The sequence below is a fragment of the Rhodococcus sp. Leaf247 genome, assembly GCF_001426185.1.
In the GTDB taxonomy this organism is placed as follows: Bacteria; Actinomycetota; Actinomycetes; order Mycobacteriales; family Mycobacteriaceae; genus Rhodococcoides.
Genome location: NZ_LMRP01000002.1, coordinates 1,159,986 through 1,184,339, shown reverse-complemented (window position 1 = coordinate 1,184,339; position 24,354 = coordinate 1,159,986). Strand labels below are relative to the sequence as shown.

20 protein-coding genes and 2 tRNA genes are annotated in these 24,354 nt (G+C 66.7%); 10 read left to right on the top strand and 12 right to left on the bottom strand.

Annotated features, from left to right (window positions below; genetic code table 11):
* Positions 1–114 precede the first annotated feature (114 nt).
* The 7 genes from ASG64_RS14915 (at position 115) to pknB (ending at position 10,083) form a co-directional block, all read left to right on the top strand.
* Positions 115–1,737, top strand: coding sequence for an FhaA domain-containing protein (locus ASG64_RS14915; protein ID WP_056074230.1), 1,623 nt, complete (start codon positions 115–117; stop codon positions 1,735–1,737).
* A 156-nt stretch (positions 1,738–1,893) separates the two neighbouring features.
* A complete protein-coding gene (locus ASG64_RS14910) occupies positions 1,894–2,355 on the top strand; it encodes an FHA domain-containing protein FhaB/FipA (RefSeq protein WP_042573488.1) in 462 nt (153 codons plus the stop codon).
* Positions 2,352–3,797, top strand: coding sequence for a PP2C family protein-serine/threonine phosphatase (locus tag ASG64_RS14905; RefSeq protein ID WP_056074229.1), 1,446 nt, complete (start codon positions 2,352–2,354; stop codon positions 3,795–3,797). Before ASG64_RS14910 ends, ASG64_RS14905 begins: the two co-directional genes overlap by 4 nt.
* Positions 3,797–5,251, top strand: a complete 1,455-nt coding sequence (locus tag ASG64_RS14900) for an FtsW/RodA/SpoVE family cell cycle protein (protein WP_042573486.1) — start codon at positions 3,797–3,799, stop codon at positions 5,249–5,251. Before ASG64_RS14905 ends, ASG64_RS14900 begins: the two co-directional genes overlap by 1 nt.
* Complete coding sequence (locus ASG64_RS14895) at positions 5,248–6,735, top strand: penicillin-binding transpeptidase domain-containing protein (protein WP_042573485.1); 1,488 nt, start codon at positions 5,248–5,250, stop codon at positions 6,733–6,735. The genes ASG64_RS14900 and ASG64_RS14895 overlap by 4 nt, the downstream gene beginning before the upstream one ends.
* A 7-nt stretch (positions 6,736–6,742) precedes the next feature.
* Entirely contained in the window at positions 6,743–8,152 is a 1,410-nt protein-coding gene (locus ASG64_RS14890) for a serine/threonine-protein kinase (RefSeq protein ID WP_082518447.1), read from the top strand.
* On the top strand, positions 8,149–10,083 hold the full coding sequence (pknB, locus tag ASG64_RS14885) for a Stk1 family PASTA domain-containing Ser/Thr kinase (RefSeq protein ID WP_042573484.1): 1,935 nt from the start codon (positions 8,149–8,151) through the stop codon (positions 10,081–10,083). The genes ASG64_RS14890 and pknB overlap by 4 nt, the downstream gene beginning before the upstream one ends.
* Positions 10,084–10,095: 12 nt before the next feature.
* On the opposite strand, the gene ASG64_RS14880 is transcribed toward pknB, so the two are convergent.
* Positions 10,096–10,728 carry an aminodeoxychorismate/anthranilate synthase component II gene (locus ASG64_RS14880; protein ID WP_042573483.1) on the bottom strand — a complete coding sequence of 211 codons (633 nt, stop codon included), beginning with the start codon at positions 10,726–10,728 and terminating at the stop codon, positions 10,096–10,098.
* A gap of 117 nt (positions 10,729–10,845) precedes the next feature.
* Here ASG64_RS14880 and crgA point away from each other — a divergent pair, with 117 nt between their 5' ends.
* Together crgA and ASG64_RS14870 are read left to right on the top strand one after the other, a co-directional pair.
* On the top strand, positions 10,846–11,109 hold the full coding sequence (gene crgA, locus ASG64_RS14875) for a cell division protein CrgA (protein ID WP_056074228.1): 264 nt from the start codon (positions 10,846–10,848) through the stop codon (positions 11,107–11,109).
* Between the two features lie 69 nt (positions 11,110–11,178).
* Positions 11,179–11,646, top strand: a complete 468-nt coding sequence (locus tag ASG64_RS14870; RefSeq protein ID WP_056074227.1) for a PH domain-containing protein — start codon at positions 11,179–11,181, stop codon at positions 11,644–11,646.
* Between the two features lie 22 nt (positions 11,647–11,668).
* Here the strand turns inward: ASG64_RS14870 and ASG64_RS14865 are convergent, their stop codons facing one another.
* Both ASG64_RS14865 and ASG64_RS14860 read right to left on the bottom strand, forming a co-directional pair.
* Positions 11,669–12,544: a rhomboid family intramembrane serine protease gene (locus ASG64_RS14865; protein ID WP_056074226.1), complete on the bottom strand. Its 876-nt coding sequence runs from the start codon at positions 12,542–12,544 to the stop codon at positions 11,669–11,671.
* Between the two features lie 15 nt (positions 12,545–12,559).
* Complete coding sequence (locus tag ASG64_RS14860; RefSeq protein WP_082518445.1) at positions 12,560–13,096, bottom strand: peptidylprolyl isomerase; 537 nt, start codon at positions 13,094–13,096, stop codon at positions 12,560–12,562.
* A 33-nt stretch (positions 13,097–13,129) separates the two neighbouring features.
* Here ASG64_RS14860 and ASG64_RS14855 point away from each other — a divergent pair, with 33 nt between their 5' ends.
* Entirely contained in the window at positions 13,130–13,531 is a 402-nt protein-coding gene (locus ASG64_RS14855; protein WP_056074225.1) for a hypothetical protein, read from the top strand.
* Here ASG64_RS14855 and ASG64_RS14850 read toward each other — a convergent pair.
* The 9 genes from ASG64_RS14850 to ASG64_RS14810 all read right to left on the bottom strand — a co-directional run bounded on the left by ASG64_RS14850 (position 13,511) and on the right by ASG64_RS14810 (position 24,250).
* A complete protein-coding gene (locus ASG64_RS14850; protein ID WP_056074224.1) occupies positions 13,511–14,887 on the bottom strand; it encodes an alpha/beta hydrolase in 1,377 nt (458 codons plus the stop codon). The genes ASG64_RS14855 and ASG64_RS14850 overlap by 21 nt on opposite strands.
* A gap of 18 nt (positions 14,888–14,905) precedes the next feature.
* Complete coding sequence (locus ASG64_RS14845; RefSeq protein ID WP_042573478.1) at positions 14,906–15,904, bottom strand: GGDEF domain-containing protein; 999 nt, start codon at positions 15,902–15,904, stop codon at positions 14,906–14,908.
* Between the two features lie 125 nt (positions 15,905–16,029).
* Positions 16,030–16,102, bottom strand: a tRNA-Ala gene (locus ASG64_RS14840).
* A 133-nt stretch (positions 16,103–16,235) separates the two neighbouring features.
* Positions 16,236–16,309: transfer RNA gene (locus ASG64_RS14835), tRNA-Ile, on the bottom strand.
* A 98-nt stretch (positions 16,310–16,407) separates the two neighbouring features.
* On the bottom strand, positions 16,408–17,364 hold the full coding sequence (locus tag ASG64_RS22095) for a DUF3566 domain-containing protein (RefSeq protein WP_156388384.1): 957 nt from the start codon (positions 17,362–17,364) through the stop codon (positions 16,408–16,410).
* Positions 17,365–17,369: 5 nt separating this feature from the next.
* A complete protein-coding gene (gene gyrA / locus ASG64_RS14825; RefSeq protein WP_056074223.1) occupies positions 17,370–19,892 on the bottom strand; it encodes a DNA gyrase subunit A in 2,523 nt (840 codons plus the stop codon).
* Between the two features lie 67 nt (positions 19,893–19,959).
* Entirely contained in the window at positions 19,960–21,993 is a 2,034-nt protein-coding gene (gene gyrB, locus ASG64_RS14820; RefSeq protein WP_042573476.1) for a DNA topoisomerase (ATP-hydrolyzing) subunit B, read from the bottom strand.
* Positions 21,994–22,229: 236 nt separating this feature from the next.
* Positions 22,230–23,351, bottom strand: coding sequence for a PDR/VanB family oxidoreductase (locus tag ASG64_RS14815; protein WP_082518444.1), 1,122 nt, complete (start codon positions 23,349–23,351; stop codon positions 22,230–22,232).
* Positions 23,351–24,250 carry a metal-dependent hydrolase gene (locus tag ASG64_RS14810; RefSeq protein ID WP_042573475.1) on the bottom strand — a complete coding sequence of 300 codons (900 nt, stop codon included), beginning with the start codon at positions 24,248–24,250 and terminating at the stop codon, positions 23,351–23,353. The genes ASG64_RS14815 and ASG64_RS14810 overlap by 1 nt, the downstream gene beginning before the upstream one ends.
* Positions 24,251–24,354: the final 104 nt, after the last annotated feature.

The window sequence follows — 24,354 nt, the reverse complement described above, 5'->3', positions numbered from 1 at the left end:
GTGGGCGTTCGGAGGACGTTCGGAGCGTCACGTGATCGGGTACTCCCGATGATGTGACGCGCCCCGTGTCGTGCGACGACGCGTGATCGACCGAGGCGAGACGAGGAGGGTGTCATGGGAGTTGTCCAGCGTTTCGAGAGAAAGCTGCAGAGCGCTGTCGGAGACGCCTTCGCCAGAGTGTTCGGCGGCGGTGTCGTCCCGCAGGAGGTCGAGGCGGCCCTGCAACAGGAAGCCACCGCGTCCGTCCGCACCTTGGACGGCGGGCACCTCCTGGCTCCCAACGCGTACGTGATCGCCATCAGCGACTCCGATCACGAACAGTTGGCGTCCGACCACGACCTGACCACCAAGGCGTTCTCCCGACACCTCCAGGACTTCATCACCGAACAGGGATGGCAGACCTACGGCAAGGTGGTCGTCCGGTTCGCACCGTCCTCGACGCTGCACACCGGGCAGTTCCGCACATCGGCCACCGTCGATCCGGACGTCGATCAGCCAGACCCACCGAAACTCACCTCAGGCACAGCCCAACCGTCGTCGATATCAGGAGCCGGCCCCATGACCCAGAACTCAGGGACTCAGAACCAGGGCGACGAGCCCGACCACGAAGGCCAGCGGCCCGCGTCCGGTGTCGCGTCACGCGCACCACGGAACGGCAGTGCCTACCCGTCGGAGGCACCTCGCGGTGTCGACCCGTCGGCCGAGAACAGAGTCCGTCCTCCGCGGGCGTACCAGGACTACCCCGAGCAGGACCGCGGCTACGGACAGCCGGCCGGGGATCCGCGGGAGCAGGTCCGCTACGACCAGGGTGGGTACGGGCGTCAGTCGTACGACCAGCAGCCGTACGACCGTCAGGCCTACGGCCAGCAGAACGGCGATCCTCGGGCGCAGGACCCGCGCGGTCAGGACCAGGGCGGGTACGACCGTCGTGGCTACGGCCAGCAGGGCTACGACCAGCCCGACAACGACCAGCAGGGCTACGACCAGCGCGGGTACGACCAGCGCGGGTACGACCAGCGCGGCTACAACCAGGCGGGGTACGACCAGCAGGGTTACGACCAGCAGGGTTACGACCAGCGCGGCTACAACCAGGGCGGCTATGACCAGGGCGGCTACGACCAGCGCGGGTACAACCAGGCCGGGTACGACCAGCGTGGTCGCGAGCAGGATCAGGGCGCCGGTGGCTACGAGCCGCAGGCGTACCGCGATCAGCAGGGATACGGACAGCAGGGTGGATACGGCCAGTCCGGTCGTGACCAGGCCGGCTACGACCAGCCGGCGTACGGCCAGCGGAGCTACGACGACGGTGGCTACGGACGACCGACCCCCGACGCGCGTGCCTACGGTGCAGCCGCGGCGGCTCCGGCATACGACCAGCCGCCCACGCAGGGATACCAGCAGCCGCTCGCCGACGACGGTGACGACTACGACCGCCCGAGTGCGCAGCGCGGACTGTCCGCGACGCTCCAGCTCGAGGACGGCAGTGGCCGTCACTACCAGCTGCGCGAGGGTGGGAACGTCGTCGGGCGCGGCCAGGATGCGCAGTTCCGACTCCCCGACACGGGCGTCTCGCGTCGTCACTTCGAGATCCGGTGGGACGGCCGCGTAGCCATGCTGTCGGATCTGGGTTCCACGAACGGAACGACGGTCAACAGTGCGCCGGTCCAGGACTGGCAGCTGGCCGACGGCGACATCGTTCGCGCCGGCCACTCGGAGATCCTCGTCCGTATCGTCTGACGAGACCCCGGACCACGAGAAGGGCGGCCGTCGCGCGGCGGCCGACACGGGGCAGTCGGTCCCTGCCCTTATGATGCTCCGAGACGGGGAGTCCCCGTGCGCGCATCCCCATGCGTGTGGTGTCCGAGCTGTCGAGGAACGAGGAGGTGACACGCTGTGCAGGGATTGATCTTGCAGCTCACGCGAGCTGGTTTCCTCCTGATCCTGTGGTTGTTCGTCTGGGCAGTGCTGCGCACTCTGCGTTCCGACATCTACGCGGCGTCCGGTCTTCGTGTCGCACCTCGGTCACGCAAGTCGCCGGTCTCTCTGCAGGGCCGGAAGCAGAAGGTCGCTAAATACCTGGTGGTGACCCACGGGTCGCTCGCCGGGACACGCATCACGCTGGGGTCGCAGCCGGTCCTCATGGGCCGCGCGGACGACTCGACTCTCGTCCTCACCGACGACTACGCCTCCACACGCCACGCGCGTCTGTCACCTCGCGGAGGTGACTGGTACGTCGAGGATCTCGGCTCGACGAACGGCACCTACCTCGACCGCGCCAAGGTGACGACGGCGGTTCGCGTTCCCCTGGGAACGCCTGTACGCGTCGGCAAGACCGTGATCGAGTTGCGCCCGTGACCTTGGTTCTCCGCTACGCCGCGCGCAGCGATCGCGGTCTCGTGCGATCCAACAACGAGGACTCCGTCTACGCGGGTGCACGCCTCCTCGCTCTCGCCGACGGCATGGGTGGCCACGCCGCCGGAGAAGTGGCGTCGCAGCTGATGATCGCCGCGCTCGCCCATCTCGACGACGACGAGCCGGGCGACGATCTCCTGGGCAAGCTCGAGCGAGCTACCCGTGAGGGCAACGCCACCATCGCGGAACAGGTCGAGGACGACCCCGAACTCGACGGCATGGGCACCACGTTGACGGCGATCCTGTTCGGCGGCAGGAAGATCGGGCTCGTTCACATCGGCGACTCCCGGGCGTATCTGCTCCGGGACGACGAACTGACGCAGATCACCCGCGACGACACGTTCGTCCAGTCCTTGGTCGACGAGGGGCGGATCACCGCCGAGCAGGCGCACTCGCACCCGCAACGGTCGCTGATCATGCGGGCTCTCACCGGCAACGAGATCGAACCCACTCTGACCGTGCGTGAGGCTCGGGCGGGGGATCGTTATCTGCTCTGTTCGGACGGATTGTCCGACGTCGTCAGCAGCGAGACCATCGCGGACACGATGCGTGAGGGCGAGAACGACCAGTGCGCCGACCGCCTGATCGAACTGGCACTGCGCAGCGGTGGCCCCGACAACGTGACCGTGGTGGTGGCCGACGTCATCGATCTCGACTACGGCCAGTCCCATCCGATCCTCGCCGGCGCCGCATCGATGGACGACGAGGAGGACTCGCCCCCACCGAACACCGCAGCTGGACGCGCAGCCGCGATGCGCCCTCCCCGGACCGCGCCCAAGAGGGTGGTCACTCCGCCGCCGCCGGCCCCGGAGAAGAAGTCGCACAAGCTCCGCTGGTCCCTGACCGGTCTCGCCGTGGTCGCCCTGCTGGTCGTCGGTTCGATCGTCGGATGGCAGCTCCTGCAGCGCAATTACTACGTCGGTTCCGACGACGGACGCGTCGTGGTGATGCGTGGAGTCCCCGGATCGGTACTCGGCTTCTCCCTGCAGGAAGTGGATCTGGTCGGGTGCGTCCGTGAGACGTCGGACCCCGCCACGATCGATCTGCGATCCCCCGCCGACGCTCAGTGCCGCGTCCTCGGTGTCGACGACCTGCAGCCGTCCGCCCGCGAACAGGTGCGTTCGGGCCTGCCGTCCGGCACTCTCGACGACGCACGCTCGCAGGTGAACCGGCTCGTGGCCGGTGACCTGCTGCCGCTGTGCGAGAAGCCGGTCACCGCGACGACGGCTCCTCCGACCACCACCACGGCCGTTCCGCCGACCGAGGCAGCACCTGTACCGCCTCCCGCCGACCCGGCGGCGCCGCCCGTGACGACGACACCCGAGCCGACTCCGACGCCGACGCCGACACTCGTGGCAGGTCAGACCTGCAGGACGGGCAGTTGATGTCCGCCCCGAACCAGTCTTCGGCGTCGTTCCCCAGTCCTCCGGGCGGATTCGCTCCGGCACCCCCGCAGTCCACCAAGCGTGGGGTCGAAGCAGCCCTCCTGGGAGCCGCGGCGCTCATCACCACCGTGTCGCTGGTGCTCGTCGAGGCGAGCCAGGAACAGACCATCACGTGGGACCTGGCGAAGTACGGAGTGGCATACCTCGCCATGTTCGCCGTCGCGCATGCCGCGGTTCGCCGCTTCGCCACGCACGCCGATCCCCTTCTGCTGCCGCTGGTGGCGCTGCTGAACGGTCTCGGGCTGGTGCTGATCCACCGCCTCGATCTGGCCGCGCAACAGTCCGCCACCTATCTCGGTGACACGGAACCGTCGCCCGACGCCAACCAGCAGGTTCTCTGGACCGCGCTCGCCATCGCCGGCTTCGTCGCCGTGTTGGTGCTGATCCGCGATTACCGGACGTTGGCGCGCTACGGCTACACCCTGGGTCTGGGCGGACTGGTGTTCCTCGCGCTCCCGGCGATCCTTCCGTCGTCACTGTCCGAGGTCAACGGATCGAAGATCTGGATCCGACTGCCGGGCTTCAGCATCCAGCCCGGTGAGTTCTCCAAGATCCTGCTGCTGATCTTCTTCGCGTCGGTCCTGGTGGCCAAGCGTGAGCTGTTCACCACGGCGGGCAAGCACGTGCTGGGCATGGATTTCCCGCGAGCACGCGACCTGGGACCGATCGTCGTGGCGTGGATCGTCTCGATCGGCGTCCTGGTGTTCGAGAAGGACCTCGGCACGTCGCTGCTGATCTACTGCACCGTGCTGGTGATGATCTACGTCGCCACCGAGCGTGTCGGCTGGATCGTCATCGGGGTCGCCCTGCTGCTCCTGGGATTCCTTCTCGCGTACCAGCTCTTCGGGCACGTGAAGATTCGTACCGACACCTGGCTCGACCCCTTCGCCGACTACAACGACACCGGGTACCAGATCTCACAGTCTCTCTTCGGCCTCGCGACCGGCGGGATGGGCGGCACGGGCCTCGGCAGCGGCCGTCCGTCGCAGGTGCCGTTCGCGAGCACCGACTTCATCATCGCCACCGTGGGTGAGGAGCTCGGGCTCATCGGCCTGGCAGCAGTGCTGATGCTCTACATGATGTTCGTGCTGCGTGGGCTCCGGACGGCGCTCGCGGTGCGCGACAGCTTCGGCAAGCTCCTCGCCGCCGGCCTGTCCGTCACCATCGCCGTCCAGCTGTTCGTCGTGGTCGGCGGCGTCACCAAGCTCATTCCCCTTACCGGTCTCACGACACCGTTCATGTCCTACGGAGGCTCTTCCCTGCTCGCGAACTACGCCCTGGTCGCGTTGCTCATCAAGATCTCCGATGCCGCCCGCGCACCTGTCGTGCCGCAGAAGCGCTCGCCGGCCGCGCCGATCGGTGACGCGATGACCGAGGTGGTGAAGCGCCCGTGAACACTCCCCTTCGCCGCGTGGCCATCGGCGTCATGGCCATGATCGTGGTCCTGCTCGCCAACGCCACCTACGTCCAGGTCATCAAGGCCGACGACCTCCGCACGGACCCCCGCAACTCGCGTGTCCTGCTCGACGAGTACGCACGTCAGCGCGGACAGATCTCGAGCGGTGGCCAGGTGTTGGCCTCGTCCGTCGCGACCGAGGACCGGTACAAGTACCTGCGGACGTACCCGTCGAATCCGGCTGCGCCCGCGAGCCCGGCGGCGAACGCGCCTGTCACCGGGTTCTACTCGATGCTCTACTCGAGCGCCGGCCTCGAACGATCCGAGGATGCCGTCCTCAACGGATCCGACAACCGGTTGTTCGGCAAGCGGTTCTTCGACCTTCTCTCGGGCCGCGATCCGCGCGGTGGCAACGTCGTCACCACCATCGACCCGGTGATGCAGCAGGTCGCGTACGACCAACTCACCTCGAAGGGGTACACCGGTTCGGTCGTGGCCATCGAGCCGTCCACCGGCAAGATCCTGACGATGGTCAGCACGCCCAGCTACGACCCCAACGAACTGGCCTCGCACGACGGTGAGCAGTCCACGCAGGCATGGGAGCGGCTCGCGAATGATCCCGGTGAGCCACTGGTCAATCGTGCTGTCTCGCAGACCTATCCGCCCGGATCGACGTTCAAGGTGGTCGTGACGGCAGCGGCACTGGCCGCCGGGTCGACGCCCGACACGCAGCTCACCGCGGCACCGACCATCACCCTGCCCGACACGTCCACGACGCTCGAGAACTACAACGGCTCCACGTGCGGTGGCGGCGCGACCGCGTCACTGCGCGAGGCATTCGCGCGTTCCTGCAACACCGCCTTCGTCGAGCTCGGCATCGACACCGGCAGCCAGGGCGTCAAGGATGCGGCGTCGGCGTTCGGCATCGGCGAGACGAACCAGTCGGTGCCGATCCCGGTGGCCGACAGCACGGTCGGTGAGATCGCCGACGACGCGGCCCTCGGCCAGAGCAGCATCGGCCAGCGTGACGTCGCCCTGACACCGCTGCAGAATGCGGAGATCGCGGCCACCATCGCGAACGGTGGAGTGCGGATGGCACCCCACATGGTCGCTCAGTTGCAGGCCCCCGACCTGTCGACGCTCGACACCACGGAGCCGACGTCCCTCGGACAGGCCGTCTCGCCGGAGGTGGCCTCCACGCTCACCGATCTGATGGTGGGTTCGGAGAACAATTCCGGTGGACAGGGCAAGATCGCGGGCGTTCAGATCGCGTCCAAGACCGGTACCGCGGAGCACGGAAGCGATCCTCGCAACACCCCTCCCCATGCGTGGTACATCGCCTTCGCCCCGGCCGAGGACCCGAAGATCGCCATCGCGGTCATCGTCGAGAACGGTGGCGACCGTGCGCTCGCCGCGACGGGCGGATCGGTCGCCGCACCAGTGGCGAGAGCTGTGCTCGGCGCCGGATTGCAGGGGAGGTGAGCCCCGCATGAGTGGAGGCCTGGGTAACGGCGCACTGGTGGCCGATCGCTACCGACTGTTGCGTCTGATCGCGACGGGCGGGATGGGACAGGTCTGGGAAGCGACCGACAACCGGCTCGATCGCCGCGTCGCCGTCAAGATCCTCAAGCCCGAGTTCTCGAACGACCCGGAATTCGTCGAGCGGTTCCGCGTGGAAGCGCGCACGACGGCGTTGCTGAACCATCCGGGCATCGCGAACATCTACGACTACGGCGAGGTGCAGGACGCCAACGGGCAGTCGCTGGCCTACCTGGTCATGGAACTGGTCATCGGTGAACCCCTGAACACGGTGCTCACCCGTATGGGCCGGTTGCCGCTGGTGCATGCGTTGGACATGCTCGAGCAGACGGGCCGCTCGCTGCAGGCCGCGCACCGCGCCGGCATCGTGCACCGCGACGTCAAGCCCGGCAACATCATGATCACGCCGGACGGCACGGTGAAGATCACCGACTTCGGTATCGCCAAAGCAGTCGACGCGTCGCCCGTGACACGGACGGGCATGGTCATGGGCACCGCGCAGTACATCGCACCCGAACAGGCGTTGGGACAGGACGCGACGTCGGCCTCGGACGTGTACTCGCTCGGTGTGGTCGGCTACGAAGCGATCAGTGGCACAAGGCCTTTCGTGGGCGACGGCGCCTTGACGGTCGCGATGAAGCATGTCCGCGACGCGGCTCCGCCCCTTCCTGCTGATCTGCCGGCGCCGGTCCGTGAACTCATCGAGATCACGATGACCAAGGATCCGGCGTCCCGGTACGAGAACGGCGGCGAGTTCGCGGACGCTGTCGCTGCCGTGCGGGCGGGACGTCGTCCTCCCCAGCCGGGAACCGCATCGGGGACGTCCCGGGTCATGGCTCCCATGACGGGCGCGAATCCGAACACCCGGATGATGACGGCACCGGCGACGGGATACGCCGCCGCCGCTGCAGCGCCACGCCGACCGGAACCCGAGCCGGAGTCCGGCATGTCGCCCGGTCAGAAGGCGTTGGCATGGGCGGCCGGAGGTCTCCTCCTCCTGGCGGCCGTCGTGGCGTTCGGGCTGTTCGTCTTCACCGAGAGCAACGGTTCGACACCGGTGGTCACGACGACCAGCACCGCCGCGCCCACGACGGAACCGACCACGACGACGACCCGTCCGACGACCACCACGACGGAACCCACCACGACCACCACCACCACGACGACGACGACCACGACCACGACGACCACCGAGCCGACCACCACCACGACGGAACCGACGACCACGGAGCCGACGACGACAACCACCACCAGCGGTGGGTTGTTCAACATTCCCGGCCTCGGCAACGGCAACGGCAACGGCAACGGCAACGGCAACGACGGCAATCCGTTCAACTACGCACCGGGAGGGCAGCGATGAACACACCACGCCAGCTCTCGTCCCGGTACGAGCTGGGTGAGATTCTCGGATTCGGCGGCATGTCCGAGGTTCACCTGGCCAAGGACGTCCGGCTCGACAGGGACGTCGCGATCAAGGTCCTGCGGCAGGATCTGGCACGCGATCCCACGTTCTACCTGCGCTTCCGACGGGAGGCTCAGAACGCTGCCGCGTTGAACCATCCGGCCATCGTCGCCGTGTACGACACGGGCGAGGCAGAGACGGACACGGGACCGCTGCCGTACATCGTCATGGAATACGTCGACGGTGACACGCTGCGCGACATCGTCCGCGCGGAAGGCCCGATGGCGCCGAAGCGTGCCATGGAAGTCATCGCCGACGTCTGCGCAGCACTGGACTTCAGCCACCGCAACGGCATCGTGCACCGCGACGTCAAGCCGGCCAACGCGATGATCAACCGGGCCGGCGCGGTCAAGGTGATGGACTTCGGTATCGCACGCGCGATCGCCGACAGCTCGAGCCCGATGACACAGACCGCGGCCGTGATCGGGACCGCTCAGTACCTCTCGCCCGAACAGGCTCGCGGCGAGCAGGTCGACGCTCGGTCCGACGTCTACTCACTCGGATGCGTGTTGTTCGAGATTCTCACCGGTGAGCCTCCGTTCACGGGCGACTCGCCCGTCGCGGTGGCCTACCAGCACGTTCGCGAGGATCCCCGGCTCCCGTCGTCGGTCAACGCGGATATCCCCCGGGAACTGGACTCGATCATCCTCAAGGCCATGGCCAAGAACCCGGCCAACCGCTACCAGAGCGCCGCGGACATGCGATCGGATCTCATCCGGGTACTCGGTGGCCAGCGCCCGGTGGCGCCCATGGTCATGAACGACGAGGACCGCACGTCCATTCTGGGATCAATGGATGCGCCCCGAGCGTCGGCGACGTCGACAGCCACCGAGAACAACGGCGAGTCGCGCAAGATTGCTCGCCACGCCCATGCCGACAACGATGACGACGTCGAACCGAAACGCAAGGGCGTCCGTGTCGCACTGATGGCCGTCGCTGCCATCGTCGTCGTCGGGGTCGTCGGTCTTTTCCTGTGGAATCTCGGACCGGGCGCGCCCGCGCGATCCGTGACCGTTCCCGACGTGACGGCCCAGACCGCCGACATCGCCAGGACGACTCTCGAGAACGCGGGATTCCGCGTCGACGTGCAGCAACGTTCGGACGCCACGGTTCCCGAAGGCGCCGTGATCGGCACCCGGCCCGTGTCGGGAACCACCGTCGACGAGAACAGCACGTTGGTGCTGGAGGTGTCCACGGGTCCGGAGCAGATCCAGGTACCCCAACTGACCGGCTTGACGCAGGACGCGGCTCGTCAGGCCCTCGAGCAGGCCGGGCTGACCCTCGATCCCGCGATCGGCCGAGGTGCATCCGCCCGCACCGACGTCGACAAGGTGATCGGCCAGGAACCGGCCCGCGGCTCGTCCATGGCCGAGGGTGGCGCAGTGCGCATCACCCTCGGGTCGGGACCGCGTCAGATCCGCGTCCCGGACGTCACCGGGCAGAACATCGAGGTCGCACAGCCCAACGTCGCAGGTGCCGGCTTCATCGTCGATCGTCAGAACGTGGACTCGGCACTACCCGAGGGACAGGTAGTCTCGACCAGTCCCGCAGGTGGCAGCAGCGCGGCCGACGGCAGCACCGTGGTGCTCCGTGTGTCCAACGGCAGCCAGTTCCAGATCCCGAGCCTGACGGGTCAGACACCGGTCCAGGCAGTGGAGACACTGCGGGCGGCGGGGTGGCAGGGAACGTTGGCCGAGATCGACCAGGTCGACGTCCAGACGCTCGACACAAGTCAGGTGAACAGGATCCAGCAGCAGGCCGTCGCTCCCGGCACCGCCATCTCGAAGACGGACCGCGTGAACGTCAGCGTCGGGAAGTTCGGGATCTAGCAGGCCCGGACGTCAGACCCGAGCGGCGTTCTCGAGGTCGGACACCAGTGACTCCTCGGGGGCGTCACCGCAGACTGCGAGCCAGTTGGCCAGCATGCGGTGACCACCCTCGGTCATCACCGACTCCGGGTGGAACTGCACGCCGTGGATCGGCAGCTCGCGGTGCCGCATGGCCATCACGATGCCGCTGTCGGTCCGAGCAGTCACCTCGAGCTCGTCGGGAATCGTGTTCTCTCGCACCGTCAGCGAGTGGTATCGGGTGGCGGTGAACGGATCCGGCAGACCGGCGAGCACTCCTTCTCCGGAGTGGTGGACGACGCTCGTCTTCCCGTGCAGCAGTTCCGGCGCACGCTCGACGACGCCTCCGAACGACGCGCCGATCGCCTGGTGCCCGAGGCACACTCCGAGGAGCGGAGTCCCTGTGCGGGCGCACGCCCGCACCATGTCCATGGTGACGCCGGCGCGCTCGGGTGTACCCGGTCCCGGGCTCAGCAGCACCCCGTCCACGTCCTTCACGGCGGCGTCCACGTCGAGGACGGCTGGGTCGTCGTTACGCAGCACCTGCGCCCGCGTTCCGAGCTGTCCGAGGTACTGGACCAGGTTGAACACGAAGCTGTCGTAGTTGTCGACGACGAGGATGCGCATGTCACCACACTAATGCCGACACTGTCCCGGGCCGGCTGCAGGTTATCGTGGACCACGGCACTGCGCGTTGTTCTCGCAGCCCACACGCATTCCGAGCAGGAGAGTTCGAGGAGATCAATGCCCAAGTCGAAGGTCCGCAAGAAGGCCGATTACACCATCGACCCGGCGTCACGGACGCCCGTCAAGGTCAAGGCTGCGCCGTCGAGCACGCTGTATCTGTCGGTCATGTTCGGTTTCATGGTGCTCGGTCTGGTGTATCTCATCGTCTACTACCTCGCACAGGACAACATCGGCTGGATGGCGAGCCTGGGGGCGTACAACCTGCTCATCGGCTTCGGTTTCTGGATCATCGGTCTCGTCATGACGATGAAGTGGCGTTGACCAGGAGCGTCGCGTCGACGTGCGCGCGAATTACACGCGTGTCGTTCACTAACACTGTGGATAACTTCTGTGGATAACTTATCCACAGGGGGTGACGGGTCGGTCGCGGCGTGGGCTACGCCTCGTGTCGCGGTCGCAGCTCTGGGTGTCGGAGCCGTCGCGCTGGGCGTTTCGGCAGTCGCGACATCGAGCGATCCCGCGGGCCGTCTGTTGATCTCGCTCGCCGCCGTGGCGGCACTGAGTCTCGCCCTGCTGGCCGCGGTCCAGCGGCCGAAGTTGTCGGTCGATGCCGACGTCATGAGGGTGAAGACCCTGCGCGGGCGTCGTACCTATCGACGCAACGACGTGATCACGGTCCGCCTGGTCCCGTACCCGCGACTCGGACGCCGAGTGCCGATGCTGGAGATGGACGTGCGGGACGGTGAGGACGAGCGCCTGCTCATCTTCGGCAGGTGGGACCTCGGAGAGGATCCGCGAGCGGTATTCGACACGCTCGAGCTCAGGGGATGGGTGCCGGCCGACTGGTCCCGCGACTGACGCGGGACCGGCCGGACCGAGGTCAGAACGCGGAGGACAGACTCGCTGCGCGCAGACCGATCAGAGCCAGCGCGATCAGAGCGAGAGCGACGATCCCCGCCCAGCCCACGCGGGACCGCTGTGGGCCCGTCGTGAAGACCACCGCCGCGGTCGCGGCCGCTCCCGCCGCGAGACCACCGAGGTGGCCCCACAGGGAGATACCGGGGATCGCGATACTCAGCACTACGTTCAAGCCGATGACGACCAGGACGGGCGTCGGGCTCTGACGGAGCCTCACCAGGATCACGGCCTGCGCTCCGAGCAGGCCGAAGACGGCGCCCGAGGCACCCACGGTCGCGACGAGCGGATTCGACAGGAACATGACGGCAGCAGCGCCGCCGAGGAGGGCGACGAGGTAAACCGCCAGATATCGCGCGCGGCCGAGAACGAGTTCGCAGTCACGACCGATGACGTAGAGCGCGAACATGTTGACGGCGAGATGCACGATGCCGGAATGCAGGAAGCCGCTGCCGAGAATTCGAACGAGATCTCCGTCGGCCACCAGCAGCGGAACCAGTGCCCACTCGCGGAACAGGGCGCTGGTCTGATTGCTCAAACCACCCGCCTGCGCTGCGGTGAGAGCGAACATCAGGATGTTCAGCGCCATCAACGCGTAGGTCACCACGGGGGTGGAGGCCGGTCGACTCACACCACCGGCGACAGTCCGCGCCCGTGGGACCGACGACGCAGCAGCGGCCACACAGTCCACGCAGTGCTGACCCACCGAGGCGGGCCGAAGGCATTCGGGGCACGCCGGACGATCGCAGCGGGTGCACGACAACCCCGTGGGCCTGTCCGGATGGCGTACACAGGTGGGCTGGGGCGGTCCCGAAGTACCGCCCCAGCCTGGACCCGTCATGCTCGGGTGCTCAGGTCACGCAATGGTGACCGATTCGATGACGACGTCCTCGACCGGGCGATCGCCGCGGCCGGTGGGAGCGGAACCGATCTGGTCGACGACCTTCTGCGACGCGGGGTCGATGACCTCACCGAAGATGGTGTGGCGACGGTTGAGGTGCGGCGTCGGGCCGACGGTGATGAAGAACTGCGAGCCGTTGGTGCCGGGACCGGCATTCGCCATGGCCAGCAGGTACGGGCGGTCGAACGACAGCTCGGGGTGGAATTCGTCACCGAACTTGTATCCGGGGCCGCCGGTGCCGGTGCCGGTCGGGTCTCCACCCTGCAGCATGAAGCCCGAGATGACGCGGTGGAAGATCGCTCCGTCGTAGAACGGGCCCTCGGACGTGCCGGCGGCGTTCTTGGTGCTGTAGTCCTTCGTTCCCTGGGCGAGGCCGACGAAGTTCTCGACCGTCTTCGGCGCATGGTTGCCGAAGAGGGCGATGACGATGTCGCCGTGGTTCGTGTGCAGGGTCGCGGTCTGAGTCTGTAAAGGTGAGGTCACGTCATCCATCGTGCCACTCGGTCGATATGGAACAGTGAACGGATGACGTCTACACCTGACACGGCAACAGCGAAGAAGGCTCTGGGCATCGCCCGCGACACCGCGTTGACGCTGGCGAAGGGGCCCGCGGCAACAGGATTCGTCGTCACCCGGAAGGGCGTCTCGGTTCTCCGGTCCCGACGCGCCCAGCAACGCGCCGGTCGACCGTCCGTGCCCGCTCCCGCTCGGAAGGACCGTCGCCGCTTCGCAGCAGCTCGGCGCGCGGGGCTGGTCGGCCTGCTCGTTCTCGCGGGCGCCGGAGCTGTCGCGTTCTCGCGGGCCCGACGCACCGACCTCCCGCCGCCGGCAGCGGAGCCGCCCAGCCTGGGCACGCCGGGTAGCAACGGCAGTGCGAGCAGCAACGGCCATCACAGCGTCGACCGGTCACAGCAACCTCACCAGTAGGCGCGCGAGGTCCGCGACGTCCATACGTCGCGGCTGCGGGGTCCCCGGCACACCGGCGACGACGGCGGCGATGCCGCGTGCACTCGTCGAGCCGGGCACGAGGTAGTCGCCATGGCCGCTGCTGCCGTCCGTCGGCAGGAGGACGGCATCGCTGCGCTCGCTCGGATCGGGCCCGAACCAGCCGAGGTCGGCCACCGGATCCCACCGCGCCTCGGCCACGTACGGCGCGGGGATGTCCGGCGTCGTGTCCTGCCACCCGGGTGATCCCATGAGCACGACGTCGTCTACCGCGGCACCTCGTCCCAAGGCTTCCGCCGCCAGCACCGTGCCGTAGGAGTGGGCGATGACGGTGACGACGGGAGCCTCGCTCCCGTGCCGACGGCCGTGCAGTCCGTCGAGCGCACGCGCCAACGCGGGAGCACCCGTGGTAGCCGGTGTTCTCGATGCGACACTGCTGTCCGGGTTCACCAGCTCCGAGTTCCATTGCGGTGCTTCATATCCCAACCACGAAATGCCGGCGACGACCGAGCCCGACATCGTGCCGGCCGCAGCGACGACGGCCGCAGCCTCGGCATCGTGATGCAGGAGGTCACCGTCGACCGTGGTGCCGGCGCCCGGAACGAAGACGGCCAACCGATCGGCGGCGTCGACGTCACCGATCGACACGGCAGCCACCGTGCGACGGGGTCCCTCCTCGAAGTGGACCAACCGCCGACCGGGGAGTGCGAGCACGGTCGTCAGAGCGTCGATCGATGCCAGCCGAGCGCGTGTCTGCTCGAGACCGGCGTCGGCGTCGGTGAGGAGGCCGCCGAACAGCGAACGGTCGACCTCCGCCGCCAGACTCCTCTCGACCTCGACGAGGCCGGCGCGTGTTCGTTCCATACGGGCCCTGTTGACCGCGTCCAGGATCGCCGCTGGACCCGATGGCGCCGGCTCGGCGGGACCGACACCGTCAGCCTGTGCCCGAGCGAACTCGAGTGCGACGCGTGCATCGAGTTCCGACGCGGCACCCGTGTGGTCGTCCGGGTCCCACAGCGACAGTGACGCTCGATCGTCACCGGCGCGGGCGGCGACAGCCGCTGTCCGCCGCAGCGTCGCCACTGCGTCGTCCAGATCGTCGGCGAGCGCCGTGACGGCGGACCGCGCCGCGTCGGCAGCCTCACCGTCCCAGCCGTACAGTCCGCCGATCGACCGCACCCTGTCCGCCACTACGGCCAGCCGCACCCCGAATGCCACCAGAGTCGTGTGTCGGGTCCACATGTCGTCCGCATGCCACAGCACGCCCATACCGTCTCCCACCGCGTCGTCGTCGACGAGCAGTGCACAGCACGAACGATCCGACGCGTGCAGATTCATCCACAGGCTGTGGACAGCTCAGCGAGGATCTGCTGTAACCCCGGTGTCCTCGACGACAGCGCGCGGTACCGGGCGTGAGGTGCGCTCGACTCCGCGGCTCCGCTTCGCCTTGTACAACTCTGCATCCGCCGCGCGGTAGATCTCCGACCACTTCCGCACCGTCGGCATGCACACCATTCCGACGCTCCATTCCGCCGAGTGCGCGCGTCGGAGCCTGGCCAGTACCTCGGTCGCCTCGGCCTCGTCGGTCCCCGGCATGAACAACACGAACTCGTCGCCGCCCAGTCGGCCCAGGACGTCACCCTTGCGGAGCTGTCCCATCCAGGCGGCGGACACGCGCTCGAGAAGCACGTCTCCGGCGATGTGACCGTAGACGTCGTTGACGGTCTTGAAGTTGTCCAGATCGAGTACGGCCATGCTGACAGGCAGCCCCCGTGAGGCGTATCCGGGGAGAAGCTTCTCCACCCGCCCCTCGAGTCCCTGACGGTTCAGCAGACCCGTCAGCGCGTCACGGGACGCCGAGTGCCGCATGCGTCGGGCGTGCGAGCCGAAGAACTCCGCCCCCGCCACGATTCCCAGCGCCGTCAGCACGTAGGCGACCGCGGGCATCGAGGACGACGACGCCAGAGCCGCCGACACCATGGAGCCGACCGTCAGCACCGTCACCCACACCCAGCCGCCGCGCTCGCTCCAGTAGCCCGCCAGCTGCATCCCCAGGAACATCGCCGACTGGCTGAGCAACAGGTACGCGACCGCACCGTCGGCGGTCAGGAACATGGCACACAGCGCAGCCACTGCGCCGCCGGTCACGATGCCGAGCCGACCGGTATCGGTCGGGTGCGGGCCGAAGTACAGGAAAGCGGCTCCGCCCAGCTGCGCGATACCGGCGAGCACCATGACGAGGGTTCCGCTCGTCGTTCCCGAGAACGGCACCGCGCCGGCGATGAAAAGAATGGACGTGAGCCCCAGATAGACGACCAGAGCGGTCGTCGCGTCGGTTCGTCGTCCGGAGTTCACACGTCGAGTATCGACGATAGGGAGCGTATGGGTGCACGAAGCGTTCTCCGACGGCGTCGTGACATGTACAGGAAACGACAACACCCTGCCTCGCGATGCGAGACAGGGTGTTGTGGTGACCGGTGTGGAGCCTAGGAGATTCGAACTCCTGACATCTGCCTTGCAAAGGCAGCGCTCTACCAACTGAGCTAAGGCCCCGGATCGGAATCGGGAAGCTCGTGCCATCGCTGACTCTCCACGCGCACTGCGCGAAGAACGACGACGAGAACTACCGACGCCACGAGCGCGGGGAGACCGAACTTCACAGATCTTCCTCCATCGCACTCGTTCGTGGGCCTAGGAGGACTTGAACCTCCGACCTCTTCCTTATCAGGGAAGCGCTCTAACCGCCTGAGCTATAGGCCCGCACTCGCCCTGCAACTCACTGTTTCCAGTGGTAGCCGGACCGAGGAACGAGATTACCGTACACCGGCGCCGAAGACCAAAACGCCGGTGTCCGGAGGTCAATCCCGATCGGCGAGCGTCACTTCCAGTCCGCCGACCAAGTCGGAGCACAGGTTGTAGATGAACGTGCCGATCGTCGTCAGCGCCGTGAAGAGAACGACGTTGATGAGACCGATGACCGCGGCGTATCCGAAGATCTGACCCGCCGACACCAGTCCCGACTCACCGGACGTGGCGACGATGTCGGAGAACGCATTGTTCAGTCGATCCCACACGCCCATGCCGTCGAGAACCATGTAGAGCAGCCCGACGGCCACCATCCACACGAAGAACAACGAGACGGAAATCACCAGGGACAGCTTCAACATCGACCACGGATCGATCTTGCGGATCTGCACCGTGGCCCGAAGCGGATCACCGGACCCGACAGGCTGTGCCACGGCGACCGGTGCCTGCCGCTCCGACCGCTGCTCCTCGTGCATCGGGTGCCGGACCGTCGAGAGGTCGGGCATGTCGGTGGGGAGGTCGTTGCGCGCGATGTTGCGCGTCGGACCGTCGATCACCGCAGCCTTGGCGGTGGCTTCGGCAGGCCGGGACTGACGAGGACGCTCCGTTGCCTTCTGACCGTCCACTGCTCGCGCGGCCGGCTGCACCGTGGTGCGGTTCGGCTCCTGCCGCGTCTGCTCGGGCCGCGTCTGATCCGAGCCCCGCGGGGGCAGGTTCGTCTGCGGTTGCCGCTGCGGCTCCGGCTGACGAGCCGGCTCGGGCTGACGCTGTTGAGGTGCACCGTCGGTTCGAGCCGGACGCGGACCCTGACGGGGCGCGTCCTGCGGAGCCGGTCGGGGCCCGTCCTGGGGACCCTGGCGGGGCACGTCCTGGTGATTCGGCCGCGACCCGTCCTGCTCGACGGGCGGCCATGCGGCCGTCGGCGGCCGAGGGGCCGGAGGCTGGGCAGGGGACTGGGTCTGCGCCGGACGACCGTTACCGGCCGAACCTGGCTGTTCGGGAGTACTCACTCAGCTCATGACTCCTTGGATCCGTCGGCCTCGTCGAGCACGAGGTCCTCCGGCTCGTCCGCATTGCGTGCAATGGCCAGCAGGGTATCGCCTTCACCGAGGTTCATGAGGCGAACGCCCTTGGTCTGGCGGCCGGCCTTACGTACCTGACGCGCCGCGGTGCGGATCACACCGCCGCTCGAGGTGATGGCGTACAGCTCGTCGTCGTCGTCGGCGATGAGTGCGCCCACCAGCGTGCCACGGCGCGGGTCGTACTGAATTGTCAGCACGCCCTTGCCCCCGCGGCCCTGCGGCGGGTAGTCGTCCATGGCGGTGCGCTTGGCGTAGCCGCCCGACGTCGCGACCAGGAGGAACGTGCCCTCCCTGACGACGTTGAGCGAGAGCAGCCGGTCTTCACCGTTGAAGCGCATGCCCTGCACACCCGACGTGGCGCGGCCCATGGGACGCAGTACCTCGTCGGTGGCGGAGAAGCGGATCGACTGGCCCAGGGCGGACACGAGCAGCAGATCGTCGTCCGAGCTGCACAGCACGGCTCCGACCAGCTCGTCGTCGCCGCGGAGGTTGACCGCGACGATGCCGCCGGAACGGTTGGAGTCGAAGTCCGACAGCTTGGACTTCTTCACCAGGCCCGCCTTCGTCGCCAACACCAGGTACGGCGCGTCGTCGTAGGTCTTGATCTGGATGATCTGGGCGATGCGCTCGTCCGGCTGGAACGCGAGGAGATTCGCCACGTGCTGGCCACGTGCGGTGCGGTTCGCCTCCGGCAGTTCGTACGCCTTCGCGCGGTAGACACGGCCCTTCGTGGTGAAGAACAGGATCCAGTCGTGGGTGGAGCAGACGAAGAACTTGCTGACGATGTCGTCCTGCTTGAGCCCGGCCCCCTGCACACCCTTGCCGCCACGCTTCTGCGAGCGGTAGAGGTCGGTGCGTGTGCGCTTGGCGTAACCGGTCTCCGTGATGGTCACGACGACGTTCTCGCGAGCGATCAGGTCCTCGTCGTTGACGTCGCCGTCGGCGGCGATGATCCGGGTACGACGGTCGTCGCCGAACTTGTCGACGATCTCCTTCAGCTCGGACCGGACGATCTCGCGCTGGCGCTCGGGACGATCGAGGATGTCCTTGAGGTCGGCGATCTCGATCTCGATGGACGCCAACTCGTCGATGATCTTCTGACGTTCGAGGGCCGCGAGACGGCGCAGCTGCATCGCGAGGATCGCGTCGGCCTGGATCTGGTCGACGTCGAGCAGGTCCATCAGGCCCTGGCGAGCGACATCGGCATCGGCGGACCGACGGATCAGGGCGATGACCTCGTCGAGTGCATCGAGTGCCTTGACCAGTCCGCGCAGGATGTGTGCACGTTCCTCGGCCTTGCGCAGCCGGTACCGGGTACGGCGGACGATGACATCGAGCTGATGGGTGACGTACAGCTTGATCATCTGGTCGATGCGCAGCGTGCGCGGAACGCCGTCGACGATGGAGAGCATGTTGGCGCCGAAACTGGTCTGCAGCTGGCTGTGCTTGTACAGGTTGTTCAGCACGACCTTCGCCACCGCGTCGCGGCGCAGCTTGATCACGATGCGCATGCCGACTCGGTCCGAGGACTGGTCCTCGATGTCCGAGATACCGGCGATGCGGCCGTCCTTCAGCTGCTCGGCGATCGAGGCGATCATGTTGTCCGGGTTCACCTGGAACGGGAGCTCGGTGACCACGATCTGGGTGCCGCCGCGCTCACCCTCCTCGATGTCGACGACACCGCGCATACGGATCGATCCGCGACCGGTGCGGTACGCGTCCTCGATGCCCTGCGATCCGACGATGAGGCCGTGGGTGGGGAAGTCGGGTCCCTTGATGCGCTCGATCATCGCCTCGAGGGCGACCTCGTCGCTGGCCTCGAAGTTCTCGAGCATCCAGTAGACGCCCTCGGCCAGTTCCCGAAGGTTGTGCGGCGGAACGTTGGTCGCCATGCCGACGGCGATGCCTCCGCTGCCGTTCGCGAGCAGGTTGGGGAACCGCGACGGGAGCACGGTGGGTTCGAGCGTACGTCCGTCGTAGTTCGCGACGAAGTCGACGGTCTCTTCCTCGATGTCCGCCAGCATCTGCATCGCCAGCGGCGTCAGACGGCACTCGGTGTACCGCATGGCGGCCGGGCCGTCGTTGCCGCGGGAGCCGAAATTACCCTGTCCGTCCACCAACGGGTAACGGAGAGACCAGGGTTGGGCCATGCGGACGAGAGTGTCGTAGATCGAGCTGTCGCCGTGGGGGTGGTAGTTACCCATGGTCTCGGCGACGGGACGAGCCGACTTCACGTAGCCGCGGTCGGGGCGGTAGCCGTTGTCGAACATCGCGTACAGCACGCGACGGTGCACGGGCTTGAGGCCGTCACGGACCTCGGGCAGCGCGCGACCGACGATCACGCTCATCGCGTAGTCGATGTAGCTGTTCTGCATCTCCTGCTGGATGTCGACCAGCTCGATGCGATCGGACGTGGGTCCGTCTCCGCCGGACGGCGGCAGGGTGGTGTCGGTCATCGAAGAAGAAACCTTTCGTGCGTCGTCACCTGCGCATCTCGATCACCGAGTCGCGCAGGCGAATTCGCTATACGTCGAGGAAACGAACGTCCTTGGCATTACGGGTGATGAAGCTACGACGCGCCTCGACGTCCTCTCCCATGAGAATGGAGAAGAGTTCGTCGGCGGCTGCCGCGTCGTCCAACGTCACCTGACGCAGGACACGCACGCTCGGATCCATCGTGGTCTCCCACAGTTCCTTGGCGTTCATCTCGCCGAGGCCTTTGTAGCGCTGGATGCCGTCGTCCTTGTTGATCTTCTTGCCGGCCGCGAGACCTGCTTCGATCAGTCCGTCACGCTCACGGTCGGAGTACGCGAACTCGGGATCCGATCCGCGCTGCCACTTGAGTTTGTACAGCGGCGGCATGGCCAGGTACACGTATCCGTGTTCGACCAGGGGGCGCATGAACCGGAACAGCAGGGTCAGAAGGAGAGTCGAGATGTGCTGGCCGTCCACGTCGGCGTCGGCCATCAGGACGATCTTGTGGTACCGGATCTTCGCGATGTCGAACTCGTCGTGGATTCCGGTGCCGAACGCGGTGATGATCGACTGGACTTCCGTGTTCTTCAGAACGCGGTCGATGCGAGCCTTCTCGACGTTGATGATCTTGCCGCGCAACGGAAGAATGGCCTGGTACATCGAATCGCGCCCGGACTTGGCGGAACCGCCGGCCGAGTCGCCCTCCACGATGTAGATCTCGCACTTCGACGGATCGTTGGAACGGCAGTCGGCGAGCTTGCCGGGCAGACCACCGATATCGGTGGCGCTCTTGCGGCGCACCAGGTCTCGTGCGCGACGAGCGGCAGTACGTGCCTGCATCGACGCGACGGCCTTGGAGATGATCAGCTTGGCCTCGGCGGGATTGGCCTCGAACCAGTGTGTGAGGTGCTCACCGGCGGCCTTCTGCACGAACGACTTCACCTCGGTGTTGCCCAGCTTGGTCTTGGTCTGACCCTCGAACTGCGGCTCACCGACCTTGACGGAGATGATGGCGGCCAGACCTTCACGGATGTCGTCACCCGTCATGTCACCGTCCTTCTCCTTGATGAGCTTCTTCTCCTTGGCATACTTCTTGACCACGTTGGTCAGGGCCGATCGGAAGCCCTCTTCGTGGGTTCCACCCTCGTGCGTGTTGATGGTGTTGGCGAACGTGTGGACCGACTCCGCGTACGTGGAGTTCCACTGCATCGCGACCTCGAGCTCGTGCCCCGGGCCCTTCGCGGCGAAACCGATGACCGACGGGTGCTGCGGCGTCTTTGCTCGGTTGATGTACTTGACGTAGTCCTCGAGGCCACCGGGGTAGTGGTAGGTCTTCGTCTTGATCTTCGGGGTCGAGCCGGACTCGTCCTCGTTCTTGGGAACCTCCGCCAGCTCGCTCTCCGACGCCTCGTCCGCGATGCGTTCGATGTCCGACGCGCGCTCGTCGGTGAGCTTGATGGTCAGTCCCTTGTTCAGGAACGCCATCTCCTGCAGTCGCCGGGCGACCGTGTCGAACTTGAACACCGTCTTCTCGAAGATGTTCGCGTCGGGCCAGAACGAGATCGACGTGCCGGTTCGCTTGGTGGGCTGACCCTTGATCAGCTCACCGGGTACAGACATCGTGTAGGTCTGCTCCCAGTGGAATCCGTCGTTGTCGACCTCGGCGAGCAGGCGCGTCGACAAGGCATTGACCACGGAGATACCGACGCCGTGCAGACCGCCGGACACCGCGTAGGAGTCCGAGTCGAACTTGCCGCCGGCGTGCAGCTGAGTCATGACGACCTCGATGGTGGGGACACCCGAGGCGTGCATGCCGACAGGGATACCGCGGCCGTCGTCGATCACCCGGACGCCACCGTCCGCGAGCAACGTGACGTCGACGGTGGTGGCATGGCCGGCCATCGCCTCGTCGACCGAGTTGTCCACGACCTCCCAGATGAGGTGGTGCAGACCACGCTCTCCGGTCGAGCCGATGTACATACCGGGCCGCTTGCGTACCGCCTCGAGTCCTTCGAGAACGGTGATGGACGATGCGTCGTACTCCTTGGGCTTGTCACCCTTGCCTGAGTTCCGGTCAGCCACTTTTCCGGTGTGCTCCTTCTCGCCTCGAACGCCCGCGCTCGCCGGAACCGGAGAGACGGGATGAGGACCTCGACCCACGTGCCAGCACGCGATCGTCGGTCTTTACCCGCCCATCCTACCGGTACGGACGACCTCGGGCCTCATGTCCACGCCCGAAACGGCCCCTCATTGCGTCGGAGACGGACTTTTCTCGGTTCCCGCGACAGAATTCGTGGGTGAAATCGCCACAGGCCACATCAGAGATCGAGCGTCAGCTGCTCACCCGCCGACCGGGACACACAGATCAACATGTGGTCGGCCCGCTCGTCGTCGCTGAGTCGACGGTCGCGATGCTCCGGAACCCCGGCGAGAACGCGAACCTTGCACGTTCCGCAGAATCCCTGTCGGCAGGAGTACGGCACACCGGGACGGACGCGGCGCACGGCATCGAGGGCCGTCTCGTCGGATGCGACGTCCACGACGGTGCCCGTGCGCGCGAGCTCCACGGAGAACGATTCGCCGGCTACGACGGGAGGCGCCGAGAAGCGTTCGTAGTGCAGACGCGTCGCCGATGTCGCGGTGATTCCCTCGCGGACCACCGCGATCATCGGGGGCGGACCACAGCAGTACACCGACCCACCGTCGGGTGCGTCCCTCAGCAGATCGGCAGCGCCCGGCAATCCGTCGACGGCGTCGGTACGCACCGTCACACGGTCCTGTTCCCACGTCGACACCTCGTCGAGGAACGGCATCGACTCGGTCGTGCGGCCGCTGTAGACGAGGTGCCAGTCCATGCCGACCTCGCGCGCCTTGCGGATCATGGGGATGATCGCCGTCATGCCGATGCCGCCGGCAACGAAGAGGGCCGAACCCGAGGCTACGAACGGAAAAGCGTTGCGGGGACCGGTGATCGAGACACGGTCACCCACCTCGAGCGCGTGCATCTCGACCGATCCACCGCCGCCGTCCGGAACCAGCCGGACCGCGATCGAGTACGCGTCGGTCTCCCGCGGGTCACCGCAGAGTGAATATTGACGACGCCGTCCCGACGGCAATTCGATGTCGAGGTGACTACCCGCACGCCACGGCGGAACATCGGCACCGTCTGCGCGCCGGAACGTCAGACCGACGACGTTCTCGTCGACACAGATCGACATCTTCTCCGACACGACCATGTCGAGAATGCGCACCTGCATCGGCGCCGCTCGCGCCTTGTACTCGGAGTGGTCGAGGATCGCGAACATCTTGTCCAGACCGTCGGTGATCTGGGCGAGCATCTCGTCCATACCTCCGCGACCGTGCAGATCCTCGGGGATCGTGCGCGATGCGCGGTACTCACGGACGGCCTCCATGGCCCGTCCGAATCTGCGCTGTCCCATCAGACCGATGCTGCCCTCGTCGCCGGGGACGATGCGAGGTAGGCCACCGCCAAGGACGTCGAACCTTCCTTGGACGGGTGGTAGTCCTTCCGCAGATACCGCACCGATGCCTTTCCGACGGCCTTCGCCGTGGGGAACAATCCGCGCTGTGTGACGGCCCTGACCTGCTTGAGGGTGTACTTGCGCTGCTCGTCGCTCAGAGTGGGATCGTTCTTCATGAGGAAGCTGAGTCCACGGCCCCACATGACGACGACTGTCGGTGCCACGAGGACGTACGTGCGGATACGCCGGAAACGACGGGTGTCGAAGTACTGGAGGACGTCGTACGCGACCGCGCGATGCTCGACTTCCTCGGCGCCGTGCCACCGGACCAGATCGAGCATCCGCGGATCGACGTCGGCGCGGTCCAGCCCCTTCTCGGTGAGAACCCACATACCGAGAAAGGACGTCAGATGCTCGATGGCGGCGATCAGCGACAGGCGTTCCACCAGGCTGTTCTTCGTGTCCGTCGAGCGCTTGTCCAGCGCGATCCGGAACACGTACTCCATCTGCTTCACGTAGGGCGAGGGATCGAGGCCCTGGTCCTTCAGGAACGTGTGGATGCCCGTGTGGGCCTGGGCGTGCATCGCTTCCTGCCCGATGAAACCGATGACGTCGGCGCGCAGCTTCTCGTCGTGGATCAGCGGCAACGCTTCCTTGAACACGCGAACGAACCATTCCTCGCCCTCGGGGAGGAATAGGTGCATCACGTTCATCAGGTGCGTGGCCAGCGGATCGTCGTCCATGTAGTGCATGCGCATGGAGTCCCAGTCGAACGAGACGTCGCGTGCTTGCAGAACTACAGGTCCCGGGTCGTCGTGCGTCACAGTCTCCCTCTCGTTCGGTGAACCTTCGATCATTCGCCGCCGGTCGCTCCGATGGATCGGGTTGGCACCGTAAAAAACCGTAGGTACGCCGACGTCCGGGTTATCCGACCGATCCCTCGGAGATCGACGCTACGCAC

Excerpts from the sequence above, each read along its gene's own strand:
- ASG64_RS14915 (WP_056074230.1), top strand. The coding sequence starts at position 115 with ATGGGAGTTGTCCAGCGTTTCGAGAGAAAGCTGCAGAGCGCTGTCGGA.
- ASG64_RS14900 (WP_042573486.1), top strand. The coding sequence starts at position 3,797 with ATGTCCGCCCCGAACCAGTCTTCGGCGTCGTTCCCCAGTCCTCCGGGC.
- ASG64_RS14890 (WP_082518447.1), top strand. The coding sequence starts at position 6,743 with ATGAGTGGAGGCCTGGGTAACGGCGCACTGGTGGCCGATCGCTACCGA.
- pknB (WP_042573484.1), top strand. The coding sequence starts at position 8,149 with ATGAACACACCACGCCAGCTCTCGTCCCGGTACGAGCTGGGTGAGATT.
- ASG64_RS14880 (WP_042573483.1), bottom strand. The coding sequence starts at position 10,728 with ATGCGCATCCTCGTCGTCGACAACTACGACAGCTTCGTGTTCAACCTG.
- crgA (WP_056074228.1), top strand. The coding sequence starts at position 10,846 with ATGCCCAAGTCGAAGGTCCGCAAGAAGGCCGATTACACCATCGACCCG.
- ASG64_RS14865 (WP_056074226.1), bottom strand. The coding sequence starts at position 12,544 with ATGACGGGTCCAGGCTGGGGCGGTACTTCGGGACCGCCCCAGCCCACC.
- ASG64_RS14860 (WP_082518445.1), bottom strand. The coding sequence starts at position 13,096 with ATGGATGACGTGACCTCACCTTTACAGACTCAGACCGCGACCCTGCAC.
- ASG64_RS14855 (WP_056074225.1), top strand. The coding sequence starts at position 13,130 with ATGACGTCTACACCTGACACGGCAACAGCGAAGAAGGCTCTGGGCATC.
- ASG64_RS14850 (WP_056074224.1), bottom strand. The coding sequence starts at position 14,887 with ATGAATCTGCACGCGTCGGATCGTTCGTGCTGTGCACTGCTCGTCGAC.
- gyrA (WP_056074223.1), bottom strand. The coding sequence starts at position 19,892 with ATGACCGACACCACCCTGCCGCCGTCCGGCGGAGACGGACCCACGTCC.
- ASG64_RS14815 (WP_082518444.1), bottom strand. The coding sequence starts at position 23,351 with ATGGGACAGCGCAGATTCGGACGGGCCATGGAGGCCGTCCGTGAGTAC.
- ASG64_RS14810 (WP_042573475.1), bottom strand. The coding sequence starts at position 24,250 with ATGATCGAAGGTTCACCGAACGAGAGGGAGACTGTGACGCACGACGAC.